This window comes from Rhizobium sp. AQ_MP, from assembly GCF_014237835.1.
GTDB lineage: Bacteria > Pseudomonadota > Alphaproteobacteria > Rhizobiales > Rhizobiaceae > Allorhizobium.
The window spans coordinates 442905-462939 of record NZ_JACJVI010000002.1; the positions used below are offsets into that span (position 1 = coordinate 442905).

Consider the following 20035-nt stretch of genomic DNA (forward strand, 5'->3'; position numbering starts at 1 on the left):
CTGCGACATCGCTATGTTGCCGATACCCACATGCCGGTTCGTAATAGCCAGAAGAGAGAGCATCCTTGTCTAACATCCGCCCGCTGTTTTCCATTCCGACCTCGCCGCTCATTCCTGTTCTGGGCCTGCAGGATGGCTTCCCCGTCCATCGCATCTTCTGCGTCGGGCGCAATTACGCGGCGCACGCCGCCGAGCTCGGCAATACGGTCGACCGGGTTGCGCCCTTCTACTTCACCAAGCCGCCGACGGGCCTCGTTCTTGATGGCGGCTCCATCGCCTATCCGCCGGGCACCGAGGATTATCACCACGAGATCGAGCTGGTGATTGCGATCGGCGCGCCGGCCTTTCGGGTGTCGACCGAGGAGGCGATGAAATCCGTGTTCGGCTATGCGGTCGGGCTCGACATGACCCGGCGCGATTTGCAGAACGCGATGAAGGAAAAGCAGCGTCCCTGGGATATCTCCAAGGCATTCGAGGAATCCGCCGTCATCGGCCCAATTACCCCGGCTTCCGAATTCGCACCTCAGGCACAGCGCATCTCGCTGGTCGTCAATGGCAGCCTCCGCCAGCAAGGCCATCTCAACGAAATGGTCTGGTCAGTGCCGGAGATGATCAGCCATCTGTCGCGCTATTATCACCTGACACCCGGCGACCTGATCTTCACCGGCACTCCCTCCGGCGTTGGCGCCCTCCAACCGGGCGATCGCCTGGAGGGCGCGGTTGAGGGGCTGTCGCCGATCACGGTGACGATCGGACCGGCGGTCTGACGTGACTGCGGTGGGCGAGGGAACAGGGGCCGAAGCCGGTCGGGCGCTGGTGCCGGGCCGCGATTGCGGCATCTGCTCGCTCTGCTGCATCCTCCCCGACATCGCCGAATTCGACAAACCAGCGAACCAGCCCTGCCGCCACTGTCTCGCCGGTGGCGGCTGTGATGCCTATGATGTCAGGCCGGCGACCTGCCGCGATTTCTTCTGCCTGTGGCGCACCGACCCCACGCTCGGAACCGAGTGGGATCCGAGTGTCAGCCGGATGATGATGTATGCGCAGGGGCCGCAGTTGACGGTGCTGGTCGAGCCCGAGGCCGGCACGATTTGGCAGCAGGCGCCCTATTTCGGCTGGCTTGAGGCCAGGGCGCAGGCGTTGAAGCCTTGGGGCGGATATGTGGTGGTCTATGCGGGGGAAGAGGTGACGGTGGTGAAGGGGTGAGCGAACCCTGATTCGGTTCGTTCTCCTGCTCGAAACCCAAAAACTCAAAAGGGCTCGCCGTTTCCGGCAAGCCCTTGAAAGAATTCGAATGGTGGGCGTGACAAGGATCGAACTTGTGACCCCTACGATGTCAACGTAGTGCTCTCCCGCTGAGCTACACGCCCATCCGATGGCGGCTTAAGACCACAAAACCTGATCGCCCGTCAATAGGCATTTTGCAGTTTTGTGAAGAGATTTTTCCAATCCCTTCGACAAGCCTTACGCAGCAAGGAGTTTGTTCACTTCGTCGACGAGATCGCGAAGGTGGAAAGGCTTGGAGAGCACCTTGGCGTCCTTAGGAGCCTTCGAATCGGCGTTCAACGCGACGGCAGCAAAGCCGGTGATGAACATGACCTTGAGGTCCGGATCGAGTTCGGTGGCGCGACGTGCCAGCTCGATGCCGTCCATCTCCGGCATCACGATGTCGGTCAGGAGAAGGGAGAAGGGCTCTTCCCGAAGGCGGTCATAGGCTGAGGCGCCGTTGTCGAAGGAGGAGACCTTGTAGCCTGCCTTTTCGAGCGCCTTCACCAGGAACCGGCGCATGTCGTTGTCATCTTCGGCGAGAAGGATTTTCTGAGTCATTTGGGGACCGCTGTACTCGATTGCATAGGGAAGCTCGCAGCCGCTCACTTTAGGTTGGGCTCAGTAAAGAACCGGTGAACAACGAAAAAGTGAGCCTGCTCCGCCATTTCCGGGAGTATGGACTTTACGACAGGCGACTGGCAACATGCGAACACAACAAGTTTGTGACTTGGTAAAGAAGAGGGCCTGGAAAGCGGATGACCAACGAATTCGACCTGTTCGAGGTTCGAGAGCCCGCGACCCAGACCATTCCCTTTGTCTACAATTCCCCGCATAGCGGTCGCCGCTATCCTTCCTCCTTCCTTGATGAGTCGCGGCTCGACGAGATTTCGATTCGCCGTTCCGAAGATCATTACGTCGATGAACTGTTCTCGGCAGCACCCGATTACGGCGCGCCTTTGCTCGTTGCGCATTTCCCGCGCGCCTATGTCGACGTCAATCGGGAGCCCTACGAGCTCGACCCCCGGATGTTCTCCGATCCGCTGCCGCCATTTGCCAACAGCAATTCAGCGCGCGTCGCCGGCGGGCTTGGGACGATCCCGCGCATCGTTGCCGAAAACATGGAGATCTATGAGCGGCGCATGCCGCTCGCGGTGGCCATGGAACGGATCGAAAGCTGCTACAAGCCCTATCATGCCTGCCTGAGACGACTGATCGCGCGGACGCATGCGATGTTCGGTTTCGGCGTGCTGATCGATTGCCATTCGATGCCCGGCAATATCCGCGTTGCCGGTAGCGGTCTGAAGCCCGACTTCATCGTCGGCGACCGCTATGGCACCAGTGCGTCCGCCGAGCTCAGCCAGGCGGCCCTGCAGTTTCTCGAGGATCTCGGCTTCACGGCCGTGCGCAACAAACCCTATGCAGGCGGCTTCATCACCGAGCATTACGGCCGTCCGGCGCGGGGGCTGCATGCCCTGCAGATCGAGATCAACAGGTCGCTCTATATCGACGAAGCGACGCTGGAAAAGCGGTCCGATTTTCATGCGCTGGCCGGCTCCATTGCGGTGTTCATGGAGCAGATGGCCGACTATGTCGCCGATTATGCCGGCGATCGGGCGCTGGCCGCCGAGTAATCTTCCCAGCAGACCCATCTCGACTTGATGTCCGTCTTGCGCGGGCAAAAAAAACCGCGCTCGTGGCGCGGCTAAGTCTAGGGAGGAAACACCCAAGGAGGGTATTTACAGTCAAAAGACTGTACCTGTGAGGCTACATGTTGCAGTGCATCATTGTCAAGGGGATTTTGGTGCATTTTTAAGCAAGCCCAAAATTTGCGCAATCTTGCTTTGGGCCGCGTTCGGACACCTTCACCGAGCGCCAGTGTCGCGTTCCCCGGTTTTCTTTCCGTGCAACTGGCTTTAAGACGGACGCACCCTCCAGACGACGGATTTTCCCATGCGCCCTGATCGTGATTTTTTCTTCCGCCTCGCCGATGCCGCGAAGGCTGAGACGTTGCCCCGCTTTCGTTCGGGCCTCTCTGTCGTCAACAAGGAGAAGACGGGCTTTGACCCGGTCACCGAAGGCGATCAGGCCGCCGAGATCGCCATCCGACAGCTGATCGAAGCGGAGTTCCCGACTCACGGCATTCTCGGCGAAGAGCATGAGAACATCCGCATGGACAGCGATCGGCTCTGGGTCATCGATCCCATTGATGGCACTCGTGCGTTCATTTCCGGGGTTCCCGTCTGGGGCACGCTGATCGGTTTCCAGGAAAAGGGCCGCTCGGTCATGGGCCTGATGGAGCAGCCGTTTACCGGCGAGCGTTACTACGCCGATGGCGAGCGCTCGTGGTATTTCGGCCCCGATGGCGAACGGCAGAACGAGGTCCGCGATTGCGGCGGTCTCGAAAATGCGATCCTCTTCACCACCTCGCCGCATCTTTTCACGGACTGGGAAGTCGAGCGCTTTCAGGCAGTGCAGGACAAGGTGAAGCTCTTCCGCTATGGCGTCGACTGCTATGCCTATTGCCTGCTGGCGGCCGGCCATGTCGATCTCGTCATCGAGACGGTGCTGAAGCCCTATGACGTCGGAGCGCTGATCCCGATCATCGAACAGGCTGGCGGTGTGATCACCACCTGGGACGGCGGCCGTCCGGAGGCGGGCGGCTCCATCATTGCAGCGGGCTCAAAGGCCGTGCATGCCGAGGCCATGGAGATGCTCAAGCGAGGCTGAGATCGGTCGTTACGCTTCCAGCGTCGGCGCCGTCATCCCGGTCATCGGGTCGGTCTCTTCCGGCTCCCCTCCTGGAAGGAAGGCGAAGAGGGCCGCAAGCGCCTGCTTGCGGTAGCGATCCTGCTCCTGGAAAATCTCGTGACGGGCGCCGGGGACCGGTACCAGCTGTCCGGCACGGAAATACTGAGCGAGCGATTCCTGATAGTGAAACGGCACGATCGGATCGTTGCCCGGCGCGATAATGACCGTCGGTACCGTGATCGAGGCGAGATGGCCCGGGCGCCGGATGGCTTCGATGGCCTTCTGGCTTTCGTAGATCCAGCGCGCCGTGGGCGGCCCCAGCGCCAGTTCCGGATGATCCGTCAGGATGCGCTGATTGCGGGCAAAGCGCAGCGCGTCCGATGTCAGCGGATTGCCTTCGAAAGGCTTCAGCGGTTCATCCTTGTTGAGCGTGACCCTGCCAAGGCCGGTGAAACTCGCGAGCATCGCGAGCCGGCGGATGTTTTCGGGCGATGTTCTTTGCCCTCCGAGCCCGACAAAAGGTGCTGCTAGCACCATGCGCTCGATGCGATTGGCGAGGCGCGGGGCGGCCTTCAGCGCGATCAGGCCGCCGGTTGAATGGGCGACCAGGAAAAAGGGCAGGCGGGTATCCGGCAGGACAATCTGCTCAAGGAAGATCTCAAGGTCACGGATATAGTGGTCGAAGCGCGCGACATGACCCCGGCGGGTGTCCTTGAGCAGGCGCTCGGAGCCGCCCTGGCCGCGGAAGTCGTAGGTCGCAACCCAGAAACCGCGCTCGTTCAGCTCGCGGATCGTTTCGAAGTACTTTTCGATCGTCTCATTGCGGCCGTGGAGCAGAACGATCGTGCCCAGTGTCTTCGGTGCCTGCGACCGGAAGACTGCATACCGCAGCCGCACGCCGCGATGGCCCTGGAAAAATCCGACCAGAGGTGTGCCGGGGATCGGGTTGCCTGGGGTCGGGTGAAGAATGGCATCCATGCCTGCAACTGCCTGTCGGTTGAAAGCGCCTCGGGTTTCTCCGGGATAGGATGCAGGCCCGGCGGAAGTCAAAGAAAAAAGCCGGAACCGCAGACGGAGGGCTACGGTTCCGGCGAAGGTCGGCCGGAGTGGAAGGGACGATATCTCCGGCGCGGTCGGTCGAGACAACCGATGCCATGAACCCTAGCGAAGGCAGGTTGAATGCGGCTTGAACCGGTCGTTCACCGAGGGTTCATGGGGCGTCACGCTGCTGCGAACGGCCGGATCTTGAATTCCCGAAAGGCATTTCCCACATCGGGTCTGCGGACGCCAAACGGGTCCGTGAGCCGCCGCCAGCATCGCCCCAAGCGGGATGTCCGCGGCCCCAAGAAAACGCCAACGTCGCTTCAAGGAGGACACCATGCGTCACGTCGATTTTTCCCCGCTCTACCGTTCCACCGTCGGTTTCGATCGCCTGTTCACCATGCTGGACAGCCTCGGTCAGCCGGAACAGGCCCAGAGCTATCCGCCCTACAACATCGAACGCACCGGCGAGAACCTTTACCGGATCACCATGGCCGTTGCCGGCTTCGATGAAACCGAGCTTTCGATCGAGGCACATGCGCATGTGCTGACCGTCAAGGGTGAAAAGGCCGAGGACGAGAAGGCCGAGCAGAGCGAATTCCTCTATCGCGGTATTGCCAAGCGTGCCTTCGAGCGCCGCTTCCAGCTGGCCGATCATGTGGAAGTCACCGCCGCCTCGCTGAAGAACGGCCTGTTGCACATCGATCTGTTGCGCAACATCCCGGAAGCGATGAAGCCCCGCCGGATTGCCATCGCCGCCGAGCCCGTCGGCACGGCCCCGAAGGCGATCGAGGCACATGTGAACTAAGCGCAGCTGCGCTTTACCAGCTCCCAGTCAGGCGGTCGGCGAAAGCCGGCCGCTTTTTTCGTCTGCCGCCCTGCGGCGAGACCAGATCGAGCAAAGCAGCTTGTCGAGCGAGAGCAGGCCCGCGCCCTTTACGAAGAGATAGGCAAGCGGGAAGATCCAGAGCAGCCGCTGGTCGAGGATGACGCTGTCGGGGAAGCGGTCGAAGAGCGCGCCGATCGTCGTTGCATCGACGTTGTGGACCAGAATATCGGTGAGGGTCTGCACGATGACGAAGCCGATCATGCCAAGGGCGGCGATGCGGGTGAAAAGGCCGGCAACCAGAAGCAGCGGCAGGATGAATTCACCATAGGAGCCGAAGAAGACCATGAGCCCCCATGGAAAGAAGGAGATGGCCGAGACGTCACCGCCGGCTGCTTCCACAGCGGGCAGGGCGATCTGGTAATAGGCGCTGTCGGCGATGGCGAAGGGGCCGTCGAATTTGGTGAACGCCGAATTGAGATAGTAGGGCACGAGCACGGCAAGAAAGACGAGCCGGGCAAAGAGCCCGAGGAACCAACGGTCCAGCATTGCCTCCATCTGACGCATCGTGCGGCGATAGAATTCGATGAGCGAGATGGCTGACGTCATGATCTGTCGCTTTCCTGATGCAGGTCGATCGCTGTGAAGGCGCCGGAGGTGAGGGTGAGGCTGAGGAGGGTGGGGATATCTCCATCCTCTTCGCCGGCGGCGAGGCAGGCATTGCCCAGCGTCTCTCCGGCCAGCAGCGCCTCGAAAAAGCCTGCGCCGGCTTTGGGCAGGATTTCGATCCGCACGTCGAAGGCAGGCCGGGTAACGAGCACCGATTCCGCGGCCATCGGGTTGAGGCCTTCGAGCGATATGCCTGACCGGTCGTAGCGTGTGATTGTACCGGCGGCGTGGCTGAGACGGGCGATGCGGGTTGCCGGGTGAGGCTGGAAGCGAACGCCGGCCAGATCCTCGACCGGGACACTGGAGAGGGCGGATGGATCAAGCGGTGCTGCGTCCGCCGCATGGAAGGCGTCCAGCCATAGGCGTTCGACTCTCGCCACGTCGGAAAGGAAGGGTAGCTCTGCCGCCGGTGGGAAGTTCTCAAGGAATGCCGGAAAGCGCTCGCCATAGGTAAAGAGCAGAGGCGAGGTTGGCGGATGCGCGGTCACGTAGAGCCTCGCCATTGCCCGGAAGAAGTCTTCGCCGACAAGGTTTTGCACGGTCGGGAATATCGACGCCATGGCATCGATCAGTGAAACGGTGACATTGTTGCGGTAGACGGCAAAACGGCGCGCCGGGCTGTTGCCTTCGCGACCTGTCAGCCCAGCCGGCGGGGGCATGTCCGGCATGAACAGGGCTTCGGCGAAGGCGCCGCTTGAAACTGGATCAGGACGCATGGCGTAGACCTGAGGCAATGCTGTCATGGCGAGTCAGGATCGCATCGGCGCGCTGTGCCTCGCGCTTCAGAACGGGCCAATCCGGCACATCATTGTCCCATTCGATCAGGGTCGGGAGCGGACCGAGCCTGCCGATGACGTGTTCGTAGAGGTCCCAGACGAGATCGTCGACCGGGCGGTCATGGCTGTCGATCAGGAGTGGTAGCCCGGCATCGTCCATGTCTTCGGCATGGCCGGCGAGATGGATTTCGGCTACGTGCAGGAGCGGGAAATCGGCGAGATAGTCGCGGGCGCTGTAGCCGTGATTGGTGGCGGAGACATGGACATTGTTGATGTCCAGCAGCAGACCGCACCCAGTGCGGTGGGCAATCGCCCGGATAAAATCCGTCTCCGACATGGTCGAGGCTTCGAAGCCGAGATAGGTGGAGGGGTTCTCGAGCAGGATGCGGCAGCCAAGGACCTCCTGGACCTGGTCGATATGATTGCAGACCCGGTTGAGCGTTGCCTCGTCATAGGGGACCGGCAGCAGATCATTGAGAAAATGGCTGTCATGGGTCGACCAGGCGAGATGCTCGGACACCTGCTCCGGCTGGTAGCGGTCGACGACCGTCTTCAGGCGGGCGAGGTGCGCCGGATCGAGGCCGTTCGGGCTGCCGATCGACAGACCGACGCCGTGGATCGAAAGCGGGAAGTCCTCACGCATGCGGGTGAGAATTCGGTGCGGGTGGCCGCCAGCGCCCATGTAGTTTTCGGCATGCACTTCCAGGAAACCGATCCGGAAATCATCGGCCAGGATGGCATCAGCATGCAGCGGCTTGAAGCCCGCGCCGGCACGAAGCGGCAGATGCCGCGCGACTGAGTCAATGCGCGTTTGTGGACGCAATCGATCTGCCTGAATCAGGGCGCGCATGGCCAGTTCCTTGTCGTGTTGATGAGTGATCGGGGAGGGGTACGGCATCTGCAGCCCTGCCGCAGATGCCGTATAGGTTCAGGCCTTGGGAAGGTCGCGGTCGAGGGCTTCAAGCGAGCCCATGCGGCCATCGGGCAGTGCCATGGCCGTGCAGGTGCCCTTGGCGACATAGGTCCAGGCATTGCCCTGGAAGTCGACCTTGGAGGTGCCGGCGCAGGTCGTGCCGGGGCCTGCGGCGCAGTCGTTCTTGCCGGCCATGGCAACGCCGAAGCACTTTTCCTTTTCCTGGGCGACGGCCGGGCCCGACAGGAGGGCGGCGCTGCCGATGGCCATGGTGACAGCTGCAGCGAGTGCTGCGGTGTTGATGGTTGTCTTGCTCATGATGCTTGTCCTCGGTGGGTGACGCGGTTTGAAACCAACCCTCGTCGGGGCTGGTAGCTGCATCATGGCGAGGAGTTGCGGCTTTGAAAAATCAAGGTTTTTTGTAGCAAACCTGTGCGTTTCGATTGTAAGAAACGGCTCGGTCAAACGACTTCTATGAATTGATCGACTTCATCTTCTGTCGTCGCAAAGCTTGTTACGAGACGAACTAGCGTTTCATTTTCATTGGGCAAGGGGTGCCAGCCCTGTGGCGGCTGCCAGGGGTGGAAACGTGCGCCTTTTTCTCGCGCACGGTCGGCCGACGACTTCTCGATGACGACGAAGACTTCGTTGGCCGTCGTGTCCCAGGCGAGGCGCGCCGTGTTCTTCGCGGCAAGACCGTCACGCAGGCGATCGGCCATGGCGTTCGAGTGGCGTGCGAGGTCGAGCCAGAGGTCGCCGTCGAGATAGGCTTCGAGCTGGGCGGAGATGAAGCGGCTCTTGGAGAAGAGCTGGGCAGAGCGCTTGCGGATAAAGGGCATGTCGGCTGCCATGTCCGGATCGAAGAAGACGATCGCTTCGGCACACCAGCAGCCGTTCTTGGTACCGCCGAAGGACAGTATGTCGATCCCGCGCTTCCAGGTCATTTCGGACGGGCTTGCGCCCAGCGCCACGAGGGCATTGGCGAAACGGGCGCCATCCATGTGAAGCGGCAGGTTGCGGGCCTTGGCGACGGCCGCGATCGCGTCGAGTTCGTCGAGCGAATAGACGGTGCCGACTTCGGTTGCCTGGGTGACTGTCACTGCCTGGGCGCGACCGTGATGGGGCGAGGCGGGTTCGAAGCGCGAGATGGCGGCTTCGAGCGCCCTGGGGTCGATCCTGCCTTCGGCTCCCTCGACGCCAAAGAGCCTTGTCCCGCCGGTCAGGAATTCCGGCGCGCCACATTCATCCGCGTTGACGTGTGCATCCGCGTGACAGAAACTCACGCCGCCGGCCTTTGCGACGCTCGCCAGCGCCAGCGAGTTGGCGGCCGTGCCGGTCGCGACGAAAAAGACCGATACCTGGCGCTCAAAGATTTCGCAGAGCCGATCTTCGACCGCCTTGTCCAGGTCGCTTGTGCCATAGGCCGGTGCGAAGCCGGACGCATGATGTGACAGGTTCTCGGCGATCCTCGGATGAGCGCCGGACCAGTTGTCGGAAGCAAAGTGCATGGGATTATTCCTGAGGCAGAGATGGTGAAGGACTTTAGCCCTTTCCGCCTCGCTATCAATCCGGACCGGCGTTGCAATCGGCTGAAGAGGACAAGTTGGCAAGAAGCGGAAAGAAAGAAACAAGGTGGCGCAATTAAATTTCACGCGTGCCGCCATCGTCGTAATTTCGCGTCCTTTGGTCCGTTAATTTTCTGGTGCAACGCTTGCATGATCGTTTACTTTCTGTCATAGGAACAGCAGAAATTAGGTCAGATTAGTTGACCTAATTCCAGTTTCGAAGGCGAGATGTTTTCGGGCGTCATGGGATGGTCAAGCGATCCATATAGGGATGGCGAGGCTGTCGCTGGCGCCCATCTGTGCCGGAAGCGGGTCCACACAGTCCGGTCAGTCCGGCACAAACGGAGGTAAAGGTCATGACGAAGGTTCCGTCATCCGAAGAGATCATCCGGTCCGCCAGTGCGGAGAAGGTCGCCGATACGGCGACGTCGCGCGCCGGTCTGCCTCCGAAGCAGGGCCTTTATGATCCCCGCAACGAACATGACGCCTGCGGCGTCGGCTTCATCGCCCATATGAAGGGCCAGAAGTCGCACCAGATCGTCAAGGACGGCTTGTTCATCCTCGAAAACCTCACCCATCGCGGCGCGGTCGGTGCCGATCCGCTGATGGGCGATGGCGCTGGTATTCTCGTTCAGATCCCGGACCGCTTCTTCCGCGAGGAAATGGCGGCCAAGGGCATTACGCTCCCGAAGGCGGGCGAATATGCCGTCGGTCACTTCTTCTTTCCGCAGGACGAAGAGCAGATTGCCCATTTCAAGCAGGTCATCGCGGAAGTCTGTCAGTCCGAAGGACAGCACCTGATCGGCTATCGTGACGTGCCGGTCGACAACTCCTCGCTCTCCAAGGCGCCGGAGATCGCGGCGACCGAGCCGCGCCAGATCCAGGTCTTTATCGGTGCCGGTCGCGATGCCGCGACCCAGCAGGCTTTTGAGCGTCGCCTGTTCCTGCTGCGCAAGGTGATCTCGAACCGCATCTACGACCAGTATGGCGGCCAGGAGACCGGCTTCTATCCTGTGTCGCTGTCGTCCTCGACCATCGTCTACAAGGGCATGTTCCTCGCTTATCAGGTCGGCGCCTACTACAAGGATCTCGCCGATCCGCGCTTCGAGTCGGCCGTTGCCCTTGTGCACCAGCGCTTCTCGACCAACACCTTCCCGTCCTGGAAGCTTGCGCATCCCTATCGCATGGTCGCGCATAACGGAGAAATCAACACGCTGCGCGGCAACGTCAACTGGATGGCGGCGCGCCAGGCGTCCGTCTCCTCGCCGCTCTTCGGCGAGGATATCTCCAAGCTCTGGCCGATCTCCTATGAAGGTCAGTCTGATACCGCCTGCTTCGACAACGCGCTGGAATTCCTCGTCCAGGGTGGTTACTCGCTGGCGCATGCGGTGATGATGCTGATCCCGGAGGCCTGGGCCGGCAACCAGCTGATGACGCCCGAGCGGAAGGCCTTCTACGAATATCACGCTGCGCTGATGGAGCCGTGGGACGGCCCGGCTGCAGTCTGCTTTACTGACGGTCGTCAGATCGGCGCGACGCTCGACCGCAACGGCCTGCGTCCGGCGCGTTATCTCGTCACTGACGACGACCGCGTGATCCTCGCCTCCGAGGCCGGCACGCTGCCGGTCCCGGAGGAGAAGATCGTCAAGAAGTGGCGCCTGCAGCCGGGCAAGATGCTGCTCATCGACATGGCTGAAGGCCGCATCATTTCCGACGAGGAAGTGAAGTCGAAGCTCGCCCAGAGTCATCCCTATCGCGACTGGCTGGATCGCACCCAGCTGATCCTCGAAGACCTGAAGCCTGTCGAGCCGCGTGCGCTGCGCCGCGATGTGTCGTTGCTCGACCGCCAGCAGGCCTTCGGCTACACGACCGAAGACACCAAGCTCCTGATGTCGCCGATGGCGACGACGGGCCAGGAAGCGATCGGCTCGATGGGGACCGATACGCCGATCTCGGCGATGTCGACCAAGTCAAAGCTGCTCTACACCTATTTCAAGCAGAACTTCGCGCAGGTCACCAACCCGCCGATCGATCCGATCCGCGAAGAGCTCGTCATGAGCCTCGTGTCGTTCATCGGTCCGCGTCCGAACATCCTCGATCATGAAGGCATGGCGAACGCCAAGCGCATGGAAGTGCGCCAGCCGATCCTGACCAATGGCGATCTGGAAAAGATCCGCTCCATCGGTCACATGGAAGACCGGTTCGACACCAAGACGCTCGACTTCACCTATGACGTGGAGCGCGGCGCCGAAGGCATGCCAGAGATGCTCGATCGCCTCTGCGAGCGGGCCGAAGCGGCCGTACGTGGCGGCTACAACATCATTGTGCTCTCCGACCGCCAGATCGGCCCCGACCGTATCGCGATCCCGGCGCTGCTTGCGACCGCTGCCGTGCACCATCACCTGATCCGCAAGGGTCTGCGCACCTCGGTCGGCCTCGTCGTCGAATCCGGCGAGCCGCGCGAAGTGCATCACTTCTGCTGTCTCGCGGGCTTCGGTGCCGAGGCGATCAACCCCTATCTGGCCTTCGACACGCTCACCGACATGCACAAGCATGGCGAATTCCCGAAGGAGGTGTCGGAAGACGAAGTCGTCTACCGCTACATCAAGGCCGTCGGTAAGGGCATCCTGAAGGTGATGTCCAAGATGGGCATTTCGACGTACCAGTCCTATTGCGGCGCGCAGATCTTCGACGCGATCGGCCTCTCGTCCGAACTGGTCGACAAGTACTTCTTCGGCACGGCGACCACCATCGAAGGTATCGGCCTGACGGAAATCGCGCAGGAAACCGTTGCCCGCCATATGTCGGCCTTCGGCAAGGATCCGATTCTTGCCAATACGCTCGATATCGGTGGGGAATATGCCTACCGCATGCGTGGCGAAAACCACGCCTGGAGCCCCGATTCGATCGCCTCGCTGCAGCATGCCGTGCGTGGCAACAGCCAGGATCGCTACCGCGAATTCGCCGAGATGGTGAACGAGAGCAATCTGCGGATGAACACCATCCGCGGCCTGTTCAAGATCAAGTCGGCGGAAGCGCTCGGTCGCAAGCCCATCTCGGTCGACGAGGTCGAGCCGGCGGTCGATATCGTCAAGCGCTTCTCGACGGGCGCCATGTCCTTCGGCTCGATCAGCCGCGAGGCTCATACCACGCTGGCGATTGCCATGAACCGGATCGGCGGCAAGTCGAACACCGGTGAGGGTGGCGAAGAGAGCGACCGTTACCTGCCGCTGCCGGATGGCTCGATGAACCCGGAGCGTTCGGCGATCAAGCAGATCGCCTCCGGCCGTTTCGGTGTCACCACCGAATATCTCGTCAATGCCGACGTGCTGCAGATCAAGGTGGCGCAGGGTGCCAAGCCCGGCGAAGGCGGTCAGCTGCCCGGTCACAAGGTCGATGCCACCGTTGCCAAGACCCGTCACTCGACCCCGGGCGTCGGCCTGATCTCGCCGCCGCCGCACCACGACATCTATTCGATCGAAGATCTGGCACAGCTGATCTACGACCTGAAGAACGTCAACCCGGTCGCCGACATCTCTGTCAAGCTCGTCTCGGAAGTCGGCGTCGGCACGGTTGCTGCCGGTGTCGCCAAGGCGCGCGCGGATCATATCACGGTTGCCGGCTTTGACGGCGGCACCGGTGCGTCGCCGCTCACCTCGCTCAAGCATGCCGGTTCTCCCTGGGAAATCGGTCTTGCCGAGACCCAGCAGACGCTGGTGTTGAACGGGCTTCGCTCGCGCATCGCGCTGCAGGTCGATGGCGGCCTGAAGACCGGCCGTGACGTGATCATCGGCGCGCTGCTCGGTGCCGACGAATTCGGCTTTGCGACGGCTCCGCTGATCGCGGCCGGCTGCATCATGATGCGCAAGTGCCATCTCAACACTTGTCCCGTGGGCGTTGCCACCCAGGATCCGGTGCTGCGCAAGCGCTTCAAGGGCACGCCCGAGCATGTCATCAACTACTTCTTCTTCGTTGCCGAAGAGGTGCGCGAGATTCTGGCGTCGCTCGGCGTGACCAAGCTCGACGAGATCATCGGTGCTTCCGAACTGCTCGAAAAGGACGAGATGCTCGCTCATTGGAAGGCCAAGGGTCTCGACTTCTCGAAGATCTTCCACAAGGTGGAGGCTCCGAAGGAGGCGACCTACTGGACCGAGCGCCAGAAGCACCCGATCGACGATATTCTCGACCGCAAGCTGATCGAGAAGGCCATGCCGTCGCTCGAAAGCAAGCAGCCCGTCGTTTTCGACGTCGACATTAAGAACGTCGATCGTTCGGCTGGCGCCATGCTGTCGGGCGAAGTCGCCAAGCGCTACGGCCACAAGGGTCTGAAGGATGATACTGTTCATGTCACGCTGAACGGCACCGCCGGTCAGTCCTTCGGCGCCTTCCTGGCGCGTGGCATCACCTTCGACCTCGTGGGCGATGGCAACGACTATGTCGGCAAGGGCCTGTCGGGTGGCCGCATCATCGTGCGTCCGCCGGAGAACGCCAAGATTGTCGCCGAGCAGTCGATCATCGTCGGCAATACCGTGCTCTACGGTGCTATCTCCGGCGAATGCTATTTCCGTGGCGTGGCCGGCGAGCGTTTTGCCGTGCGCAACTCGGGTGCCATTGCTGTCGTCGAAGGCGTGGGTGACCATGGCTGCGAATACATGACGGGCGGCGTTGTCGTCGTGCTCGGCGAAACGGGCCGCAACTTCGCCGCCGGCATGTCGGGCGGTGTGGCTTACGTGCTCGACGAGAGCGGCGATTTCGCCAAGCGCTGCAACATGGCCATGGTCGAACTCGAGCCGGTTCCGGAAGAGGACGACATGCTCGAGAAGCTGCACCATCACGGCGGCGACATCATGCACAAGGGCCTGGTCGACGTGTCCGGCGACATGACGCGCCACGACGAGGAACGCCTCTACCAGTTGATCTCGAACCATCTGCACTACACGGGCTCGAACCGCGCCAAGCAGATCCTCGACAGCTGGGCCGAGTATCGTCCGAAGTTCCGCAAGGTCATGCCGGTGGAATACCGCCGTGCGCTTGAGGAAATGGAACGCATGCGCATGGGCGTGGCTGCGGAATAAGTTCTACAGCTTCATACGTTGTGATATGCTATTGGCATATCGCAGCGATGGGGTCCGATATGAACGAACATGTGAAAGACACTGGGGAAGGTGGCGAGGTTGCAGTCGCCATCTTCAAGAATGGTCGAAGCCGGGCGGTTCGTATCCCCAAGGAGTTCGATCTTGAAGGTGATCGCGCCGTTATGGTGCGCCTACCAGATGGTTCGATCCTGATGCGGACGGCAGTGACTGCCGGACTGATCGAGTATCTCAAGCAGGCGGAAGCCTGGAGCGGAGAGTATTTCGTCGAGAATGACGATGATCTGGCGCCGCTCGAAGAGGTCGAGATCTGATGCGTTACATGCTCGATACCAACATCGTTTCGGCGATCGTCAGGGATCCGCGTGGAAAGGTTCTCGAACGGCTCCTTGAGGTTGGGGAAGAGAATGCCTTCATCAGCATCATCACCCATGGTGAGATCTGGTACGGCGTAAAGAAGAACGGCTCCGAGGAGCTGTCGCAGAAGGTATCAGCAGTGACGCGGCGACTGTATGTGGCGCCTCTGCAGCTACCGACTGATCAGCGTTATGCCGAGATCCGGCTCGCGCTGAGACAAGGAAAGAATATCGGTCCAAACGACCTTTGGATCGCGGCACATGCAGTGGCGCTGGACGCCGTGCTCGTGACGAATAATGAAACCGAGTTTTCCCGGGTTCCGGGACTGAAGATCGAGAACTGGCTGCGATAGCGGCGGAGAGGAAACGGAATGCGCAAGATGCATCTGCTCGTTTCCACTGCCCTAGGGGCCGCAGTACCTGCGGCTGTCTATTTGGTCAGTGGCTCGGTCGGAGTGGAGTTTATCGTGCTGGGTGCGGTCATCGGCCTCGCCTACTGGTATTGGGGGCCTCTGGGCCTGCCGTTTTGAAAGGGTAAGACATGGGCAAGGTTACAGGTTTCATGGAAATCGACCGGCAGGTGGCGAAGTATCAGCCGGCCTCCGACCGCATCCGCCATTTCCGCGAATTCACCATCCCCATGTCGGATGCCGAGGTCACCAAGCAGGCGGCGCGCTGCATGGATTGTGGCATTCCCTATTGCCATGGTCCGACCGGCTGTCCGGTGCATAACCAGATCCCGGATTGGAACGACCTCGTCTACAACAACAAGTGGGAGGAGGCGATCCGCAACCTCCACTCCACGAACAATTTTCCGGAATTCACCGGCCGCGTCTGCCCGGCCCCGTGCGAGGAAGCCTGCACGCTGAACCTCGAAGACACGCCGGTCGCGATCAAGACCGTCGAGCAGGCGATTGCCGACAAGGCTTATGAGCTCGGCTTCATCGTGCCGCAGCCGGCAACGATCCATACCGGCAAGAAGGTCGCGATCATCGGCTCCGGCCCGTCGGGTCTCGCCGCTGCCCAGCAGCTCGGCCGCGCCGGCCATGAAGTGCATGTCTACGAGCGCGAGTCCAAGCCCGGAGGCCTGCTGCGCTATGGCATTCCGGACTTCAAGATGGAGAAGAACTTCATCGATCGCCGCGTCGAGCAGATGAAGGGCGAAAACGTCACCTTCCATTGCGGCGTCAATGTCGGCGTCGACGTGACCGTCGAGAAGCTGCGTGCGGATTATGATGCCGTGCTCTATTGCGGCGGCTCGGAAACCCCGCGCGAGGCCGGCATTCCCGGCGTCGAGTTCCATGGTGTGCATGATGCCATGCCCTATCTCGTGCAGCAGAATCGCCGCGTCGGTCGCGAAAACATTGACAGCGCCGGCTGGCCGGCCGACCCGATTCTCGCCGGCGGTAAGCATGTGGTCGTCGTCGGCGGCGGTGATACGGCATCCGACTGCGTCGGCACGGCCTTCCGTCAGGGCGCCGTCAAGGTCACGCAGCTCGACATTCGTCCGCAGCCGCCGCAGACCGAAGACAAACTCGCCGTCTGGCCCTTCTGGGCAACCAAGATGCGCACCTCGTCTTCGCAGGCTGAAGGCGCTGTTCGCGAGTTCCAGGTGGCCACGCTCGAATTCGTCGGCGAAGACGGCGTGCTGACCGGTGTGAAGTGCTGCCAGGTTGACGAGCGCCGCAAGCCGATCGCCGGCACCGAGTTCATCATCAAGGCGGATCTCGCTTTCATCGCCATCGGCTTCTCCGGTCCGTTCACCGATAGCGTGCTGAAGGAACTCAACGGCAAGCTCGCGCTCAATACCGACCGCCGCGGCTCGACCAATGTCGTTGCCAACGACAAGGACTATCGTTCGTCGATCGACAAGCTCTGGGTCGCCGGCGACGCCCGTCGTGGCCAGTCGCTGGTCGTCTGGGCGATCCGCGAAGGACGCCAGGCCGCCCGCGCCATCGATGAGGCCCTGATGGGCGAGAGCGTGCTGCCGCGGTGATGCCGCATGTGTTCAAGACATGACAAAGGGGCTGCTTTCGGGCGGCCCCTTTTTCATTCTTGACTGCCGCGTTCAGGGTGTGGCCGTTGCCGGCGTCGCGGTTGCGGGTTGTGCCGGCCGCTTCACGTAATCCACGCGTCCGACCGGGGGATCCGGAAGACGGCCGTTCTGGACGAGCTGGTCGCGGGGTGTCGGCAGGTTGGGGGAAGGCGGGAGGATGCCGCCCAACAGTTCGTCGGCGCCGTCAAGCTCGGGGTCGAAGAGGTCGATTGGCGGTGTTGTGACGATCGCCTTGCTTTCCGAGGGGGGGAGGCTCGGCAGGGCCGGCAGGTTGCTCGCGTCGAGGCGGACGAGATCGGGGCTGGTCATGTCGCCGAGATAGCGGCGCACCGATTTCTCGACATAGAAAGCCAGCTTGCGCTTGCCGGGGCCGGTGAAATTGATCCCGTCATTGCCGCGCAAGCGCACCGGCTGTCCGTTGATGTCGGAGCCGGTGACGATGAAACGGCCTTCCTGATCGACAAAGCCTTCCCAGACATCGACGAATTCGCCGTTCACCTTCTCGATGCCCGCGCGGTAGATGGTGTTGAGCCGCAGCGCATCCGCCGTCATGTTCTGCGGCCGGAAGGCCGGCAGGCCGACCCAGATGACGGGCACGCGTGTTTCGGCCGCGACGCTGACCAGTCTTGCGACGCGATCCGCATAGGCTGAGAACCAGGGGTCGGTGCGAAAGTCCAGGCGACCGGTCGGAGTGACGAGTTGCTGGCGGTCATTGGCGCCGATCTGGATGACGAGGACGCTGGGCTTGACCTCGCCGACGAGCGCCGGAAGCTGGGCCGGCCAGTCATAGAAATCGTCACGTACGAGTCCGGAAGAACCATTGGCTTTGGTCTCCACAACAACGCCTGGCGAGTCCTGGAAGGCATTCTCTAGGCCGTCACCGAGGGCACCGGCTACGAAGTCGCCAACGACAAGGACCTTCTTGGCATTGTCGAGCTTCGGCTGCGGTTCCGGCTCTGCCGCCGCCCGTGCGGATGGTGTCCTTGTGTTGATCGTCGTGACACTGCCGTTGTTTTTCTTCCGCACCTTGCCATCGCGTGGACGCTGAGCATTCTGCGGCGGGACATAAGCCGGCTGTCGTTCACCGAAGAGAAGGTCCAGCAATGTGCGGCGGCGTTCCGGTTGCTGAGCCTCGGCGGACGTGGCTATCAATGCCGTCGCGATGGTTGCCAGCGCCAGAGCGAGTGTCATGAGGCGGGTGAATGTTCCACGCGGGCTAATCAAGGCACACTCCATGGGCGCAGGGCGACAATCCAGACATGTCTTCGCCGCGACCCATTTTCTGGATTGCGGCGAGAGGCAAGTCAACAGGTCTCTGCCTTTCGAGGCATGAGGATCAATTGCGCAAAGCGTCGAGCAGGACACGCGACGGCTGGCCGTCGACGGCCATGCCAAGGCGCTGCTGGATGGCGGTGATGGCGGCCTTCGAGCCCGAGCCGAAATTGCCGTCGATCTTGCCGTCATAATAGCCGAGCGCTTGCATGCGGGTCTGCAGTTCGAACTTTTCCTTGATGTCGAGCGAACCGTTCGGCCGCGGCCAACGCTGCTGCATGCCGCCATAGCCTGCGATCTCGTCGGCAAGCAGGCCGACGCCGAGTGCATAACTGTCGGCTGCATTGTAGCGCTTGATGACGAAGAAGTTCTTGGTCATCAGGAAACCGGGGCCGTTGGAACCGCCGAGCATCTTGAGCTCAGCCCGCTCGCTGCCGTTGCGGAAGCCCTTGCCAGACGGACGGGCAAAGCCGAGCGCCTGCCACTGAGCGAGCGTCTTGGTCTGGCCGGTGTATTTGTGCCCACCCTTCGGCACGACAATCTCGTAGCCCCAGGTCCGGCCTGTCTGCCAGTCGTTCTTGGCGAGTAGGTTTGCGGCGGTGGCGAGCGCATCCGGGATCGAGTGCCAGATGTCCTTGTCGCCATTGCCATCGGCGTCGATCCCGTAGAGCAGATAGCTCGAGGGGATGAACTGGGTGTGGCCCATCGCACCGGCCCAGGATCCCATCAGGTTCTTGTTGGTGACATCGCCGTTCTGCAGCATCTTCAGAGCCGCAATCAGCTGGGTGCGGGCATATTTGGCGCGCTTCTTGTCGGCATAGGCAAGCGTCGCCAGAGAGCGCGGCACATTGTGCAGGCGGTCCGGCCGCTCGAGGGCTGCGCCGTAGTTGGACTCCATGGACCAGATCGCGAGCAGCACATGCTTGTCGACGCCGAAATGGTTCTCGAGCGCTGTCAGCAAACGGCCGTGCTTCGCCAGCATCTCCTGGCCGATCTTGACCGTGTAGGGGTTTACGCGGCTGTCGAGATAGTCCCAGATCTCGTGCTTGAACTCCGGCTGGTAGGCCGCCTTTTCGAGCACGAACTGATCCGGCTCGCGCACACCATCAAAAGCCTGGCGATAGGTGCGTTCGGTGATGCCGGCCTTTGCAGCCGTCGGATAGAAATCGCGGATCCACTTCTGGAAACCGGCGTCCGCGAAGGCCTCCATTGGGATGAGCGCCGTCGACAGCGTCAGGGCAATGGCGCCGAGCAGGCTGGGGCGGTGTCTTTTCATGGGCATCTCCCGTGCATTCTCGAGTTGGCAGCCGGAACAAGGCTGTTCACCACAGGTTAATGCTGTTCAGTCAACAAACCCTTTACCACGTTGTCCCGACCACACTTAGTCTTTGCCATTTTGAAGCAATTGTATGTTACTGGCCGTGACCGCGTTATGATGGCGTAAATCGATT

The 20035-nt window shown here is 61.5% G+C and carries 19 protein-coding genes and 1 tRNA gene; 10 read left to right on the forward strand and 10 right to left on the reverse strand.

Annotated elements, in window-relative coordinates:
- The first annotated feature begins 65 nt into the window (after positions 1-65).
- Together H6M51_RS05190 and H6M51_RS05195 are read left to right on the forward strand one after the other, a co-directional pair.
- Complete coding sequence (locus tag H6M51_RS05190) at positions 66-767, forward strand: fumarylacetoacetate hydrolase family protein (RefSeq protein ID WP_185808818.1); 702 nt, start codon at positions 66-68, stop codon at positions 765-767.
- A 1-nt stretch (position 768) separates the two neighbouring features.
- Entirely contained in the window at positions 769-1206 is a 438-nt protein-coding gene (locus H6M51_RS05195; RefSeq protein ID WP_348644398.1) for a hypothetical protein, read from the forward strand.
- Positions 1207-1295: 89 nt separating this feature from the next.
- Here H6M51_RS05195 and H6M51_RS05200 read toward each other — a convergent pair.
- Positions 1296-1370 (reverse strand) — tRNA-Val (locus H6M51_RS05200).
- 94 nt (positions 1371-1464) lie between these two features.
- Entirely contained in the window at positions 1465-1827 is a 363-nt protein-coding gene (gene cpdR1 / locus H6M51_RS05205; RefSeq protein WP_006726917.1) for a response regulator CpdR1, read from the reverse strand.
- Between the two features lie 197 nt (positions 1828-2024).
- Between cpdR1 and H6M51_RS05210 the strand changes: the two genes are divergently transcribed.
- On the forward strand, positions 2025-2900 hold the full coding sequence (locus tag H6M51_RS05210) for an N-formylglutamate amidohydrolase (protein WP_185808819.1): 876 nt from the start codon (positions 2025-2027) through the stop codon (positions 2898-2900).
- A 319-nt stretch (positions 2901-3219) separates the two neighbouring features.
- Positions 3220-3996 (forward strand): histidinol-phosphatase, encoded by a 777-nt coding sequence (hisN, locus tag H6M51_RS05215; protein ID WP_185808820.1) that lies wholly within the window; start codon positions 3220-3222, stop codon positions 3994-3996.
- Between the two features lie 9 nt (positions 3997-4005).
- Here the strand turns inward: hisN and H6M51_RS05220 are convergent, their stop codons facing one another.
- Entirely contained in the window at positions 4006-4995 is a 990-nt protein-coding gene (locus tag H6M51_RS05220) for an alpha/beta fold hydrolase (RefSeq protein ID WP_185808821.1), read from the reverse strand.
- A 400-nt stretch (positions 4996-5395) separates the two neighbouring features.
- Here H6M51_RS05220 and H6M51_RS05225 point away from each other — a divergent pair, with 400 nt between their 5' ends.
- On the forward strand, positions 5396-5866 hold the full coding sequence (locus H6M51_RS05225) for an Hsp20 family protein (protein ID WP_185808822.1): 471 nt from the start codon (positions 5396-5398) through the stop codon (positions 5864-5866).
- 27 nt (positions 5867-5893) lie between these two features.
- Here the strand turns inward: H6M51_RS05225 and H6M51_RS05230 are convergent, their stop codons facing one another.
- The 5 genes from H6M51_RS05230 to H6M51_RS05250 form a co-directional block, all read right to left on the reverse strand.
- Positions 5894-6493 carry a DoxX family protein gene (locus H6M51_RS05230; RefSeq protein ID WP_185808823.1) on the reverse strand — a complete coding sequence of 200 codons (600 nt, stop codon included), beginning with the start codon at positions 6491-6493 and terminating at the stop codon, positions 5894-5896.
- Complete coding sequence (locus H6M51_RS05235) at positions 6490-7269, reverse strand: DUF2063 domain-containing protein (RefSeq protein ID WP_185808824.1); 780 nt, start codon at positions 7267-7269, stop codon at positions 6490-6492. Before H6M51_RS05235 ends, H6M51_RS05230 begins: the two co-directional genes overlap by 4 nt.
- Complete coding sequence (locus H6M51_RS05240; protein WP_185808825.1) at positions 7259-8179, reverse strand: DUF692 family multinuclear iron-containing protein; 921 nt, start codon at positions 8177-8179, stop codon at positions 7259-7261. Before H6M51_RS05240 ends, H6M51_RS05235 begins: the two co-directional genes overlap by 11 nt.
- A gap of 78 nt (positions 8180-8257) precedes the next feature.
- Positions 8258-8560: a DUF2282 domain-containing protein gene (locus tag H6M51_RS05245; protein ID WP_185808826.1), complete on the reverse strand. Its 303-nt coding sequence runs from the start codon at positions 8558-8560 to the stop codon at positions 8258-8260.
- Positions 8561-8703: 143 nt separating this feature from the next.
- Positions 8704-9750 carry a low specificity L-threonine aldolase gene (locus tag H6M51_RS05250; protein WP_185808827.1) on the reverse strand — a complete coding sequence of 349 codons (1047 nt, stop codon included), beginning with the start codon at positions 9748-9750 and terminating at the stop codon, positions 8704-8706.
- Between the two features lie 413 nt (positions 9751-10163).
- On the opposite strand from H6M51_RS05250, the gene gltB reads away from it, so the two are divergent.
- The 5 genes from gltB to H6M51_RS05275 are packed head-to-tail and all read left to right on the forward strand — an operon-like array spanning position 10164 to position 17252.
- Complete coding sequence (gltB, locus tag H6M51_RS05255; RefSeq protein ID WP_185808828.1) at positions 10164-14882, forward strand: glutamate synthase large subunit; 4719 nt, start codon at positions 10164-10166, stop codon at positions 14880-14882.
- Positions 14883-14941: 59 nt separating this feature from the next.
- Positions 14942-15214 (forward strand): antitoxin, encoded by a 273-nt coding sequence (locus H6M51_RS05260; RefSeq protein ID WP_185808829.1) that lies wholly within the window; start codon positions 14942-14944, stop codon positions 15212-15214.
- Entirely contained in the window at positions 15214-15609 is a 396-nt protein-coding gene (locus tag H6M51_RS05265; protein WP_185808830.1) for a type II toxin-antitoxin system VapC family toxin, read from the forward strand. The genes H6M51_RS05260 and H6M51_RS05265 overlap by 1 nt, the downstream gene beginning before the upstream one ends.
- 18 nt (positions 15610-15627) lie before the next feature.
- A complete protein-coding gene (locus H6M51_RS05270) occupies positions 15628-15786 on the forward strand; it encodes a hypothetical protein (RefSeq protein WP_185808831.1) in 159 nt (52 codons plus the stop codon).
- An 11-nt stretch (positions 15787-15797) separates the two neighbouring features.
- Positions 15798-17252 (forward strand): glutamate synthase subunit beta, encoded by a 1455-nt coding sequence (locus H6M51_RS05275; RefSeq protein ID WP_185808832.1) that lies wholly within the window; start codon positions 15798-15800, stop codon positions 17250-17252.
- 72 nt (positions 17253-17324) lie between these two features.
- Here the strand turns inward: H6M51_RS05275 and H6M51_RS05280 are convergent, their stop codons facing one another.
- A complete protein-coding gene (locus H6M51_RS05280) occupies positions 17325-18548 on the reverse strand; it encodes a DUF459 domain-containing protein (protein ID WP_185808833.1) in 1224 nt (407 codons plus the stop codon).
- 100 nt (positions 18549-18648) lie between these two features.
- Entirely contained in the window at positions 18649-19860 is a 1212-nt protein-coding gene (locus H6M51_RS05285; RefSeq protein ID WP_185808834.1) for a lytic murein transglycosylase, read from the reverse strand.
- Between the last annotated feature and the right edge of the window lie 175 nt (positions 19861-20035).

What these genes read in the sequence shown, in the direction of transcription:
- H6M51_RS05270 (WP_185808831.1), top strand. Translation starts at nt 15,628, where the DNA reads ATGCGCAAGATGCATCTGCTCGTTTCCACTGCCCTAGGGGCCGCAGTA.
- gltB (WP_185808828.1), top strand. Translation starts at nt 10,164, where the DNA reads ATGACGAAGGTTCCGTCATCCGAAGAGATCATCCGGTCCGCCAGTGCG.
- hisN (WP_185808820.1), top strand. Translation starts at nt 3,220, where the DNA reads ATGCGCCCTGATCGTGATTTTTTCTTCCGCCTCGCCGATGCCGCGAAG.
- H6M51_RS05245 (WP_185808826.1), bottom strand. Translation starts at nt 8,560, where the DNA reads ATGAGCAAGACAACCATCAACACCGCAGCACTCGCTGCAGCTGTCACC.
- H6M51_RS05260 (WP_185808829.1), top strand. Translation starts at nt 14,942, where the DNA reads ATGAACGAACATGTGAAAGACACTGGGGAAGGTGGCGAGGTTGCAGTC.
- H6M51_RS05225 (WP_185808822.1), top strand. Translation starts at nt 5,396, where the DNA reads ATGCGTCACGTCGATTTTTCCCCGCTCTACCGTTCCACCGTCGGTTTC.
- H6M51_RS05265 (WP_185808830.1), top strand. Translation starts at nt 15,214, where the DNA reads ATGCGTTACATGCTCGATACCAACATCGTTTCGGCGATCGTCAGGGAT.
- H6M51_RS05230 (WP_185808823.1), bottom strand. Translation starts at nt 6,493, where the DNA reads ATGACGTCAGCCATCTCGCTCATCGAATTCTATCGCCGCACGATGCGT.
- H6M51_RS05285 (WP_185808834.1), bottom strand. Translation starts at nt 19,860, where the DNA reads ATGAAAAGACACCGCCCCAGCCTGCTCGGCGCCATTGCCCTGACGCTG.
- H6M51_RS05210 (WP_185808819.1), top strand. Translation starts at nt 2,025, where the DNA reads ATGACCAACGAATTCGACCTGTTCGAGGTTCGAGAGCCCGCGACCCAG.
- H6M51_RS05235 (WP_185808824.1), bottom strand. Translation starts at nt 7,269, where the DNA reads ATGCGTCCTGATCCAGTTTCAAGCGGCGCCTTCGCCGAAGCCCTGTTC.
- H6M51_RS05240 (WP_185808825.1), bottom strand. Translation starts at nt 8,179, where the DNA reads ATGCGCGCCCTGATTCAGGCAGATCGATTGCGTCCACAAACGCGCATT.
- cpdR1 (WP_006726917.1), bottom strand. Translation starts at nt 1,827, where the DNA reads ATGACTCAGAAAATCCTTCTCGCCGAAGATGACAACGACATGCGCCGG.
- H6M51_RS05275 (WP_185808832.1), top strand. Translation starts at nt 15,798, where the DNA reads ATGGGCAAGGTTACAGGTTTCATGGAAATCGACCGGCAGGTGGCGAAG.
- H6M51_RS05220 (WP_185808821.1), bottom strand. Translation starts at nt 4,995, where the DNA reads ATGGATGCCATTCTTCACCCGACCCCAGGCAACCCGATCCCCGGCACA.
- H6M51_RS05280 (WP_185808833.1), bottom strand. Translation starts at nt 18,548, where the DNA reads ATGGAGTGTGCCTTGATTAGCCCGCGTGGAACATTCACCCGCCTCATG.
- H6M51_RS05250 (WP_185808827.1), bottom strand. Translation starts at nt 9,750, where the DNA reads ATGCACTTTGCTTCCGACAACTGGTCCGGCGCTCATCCGAGGATCGCC.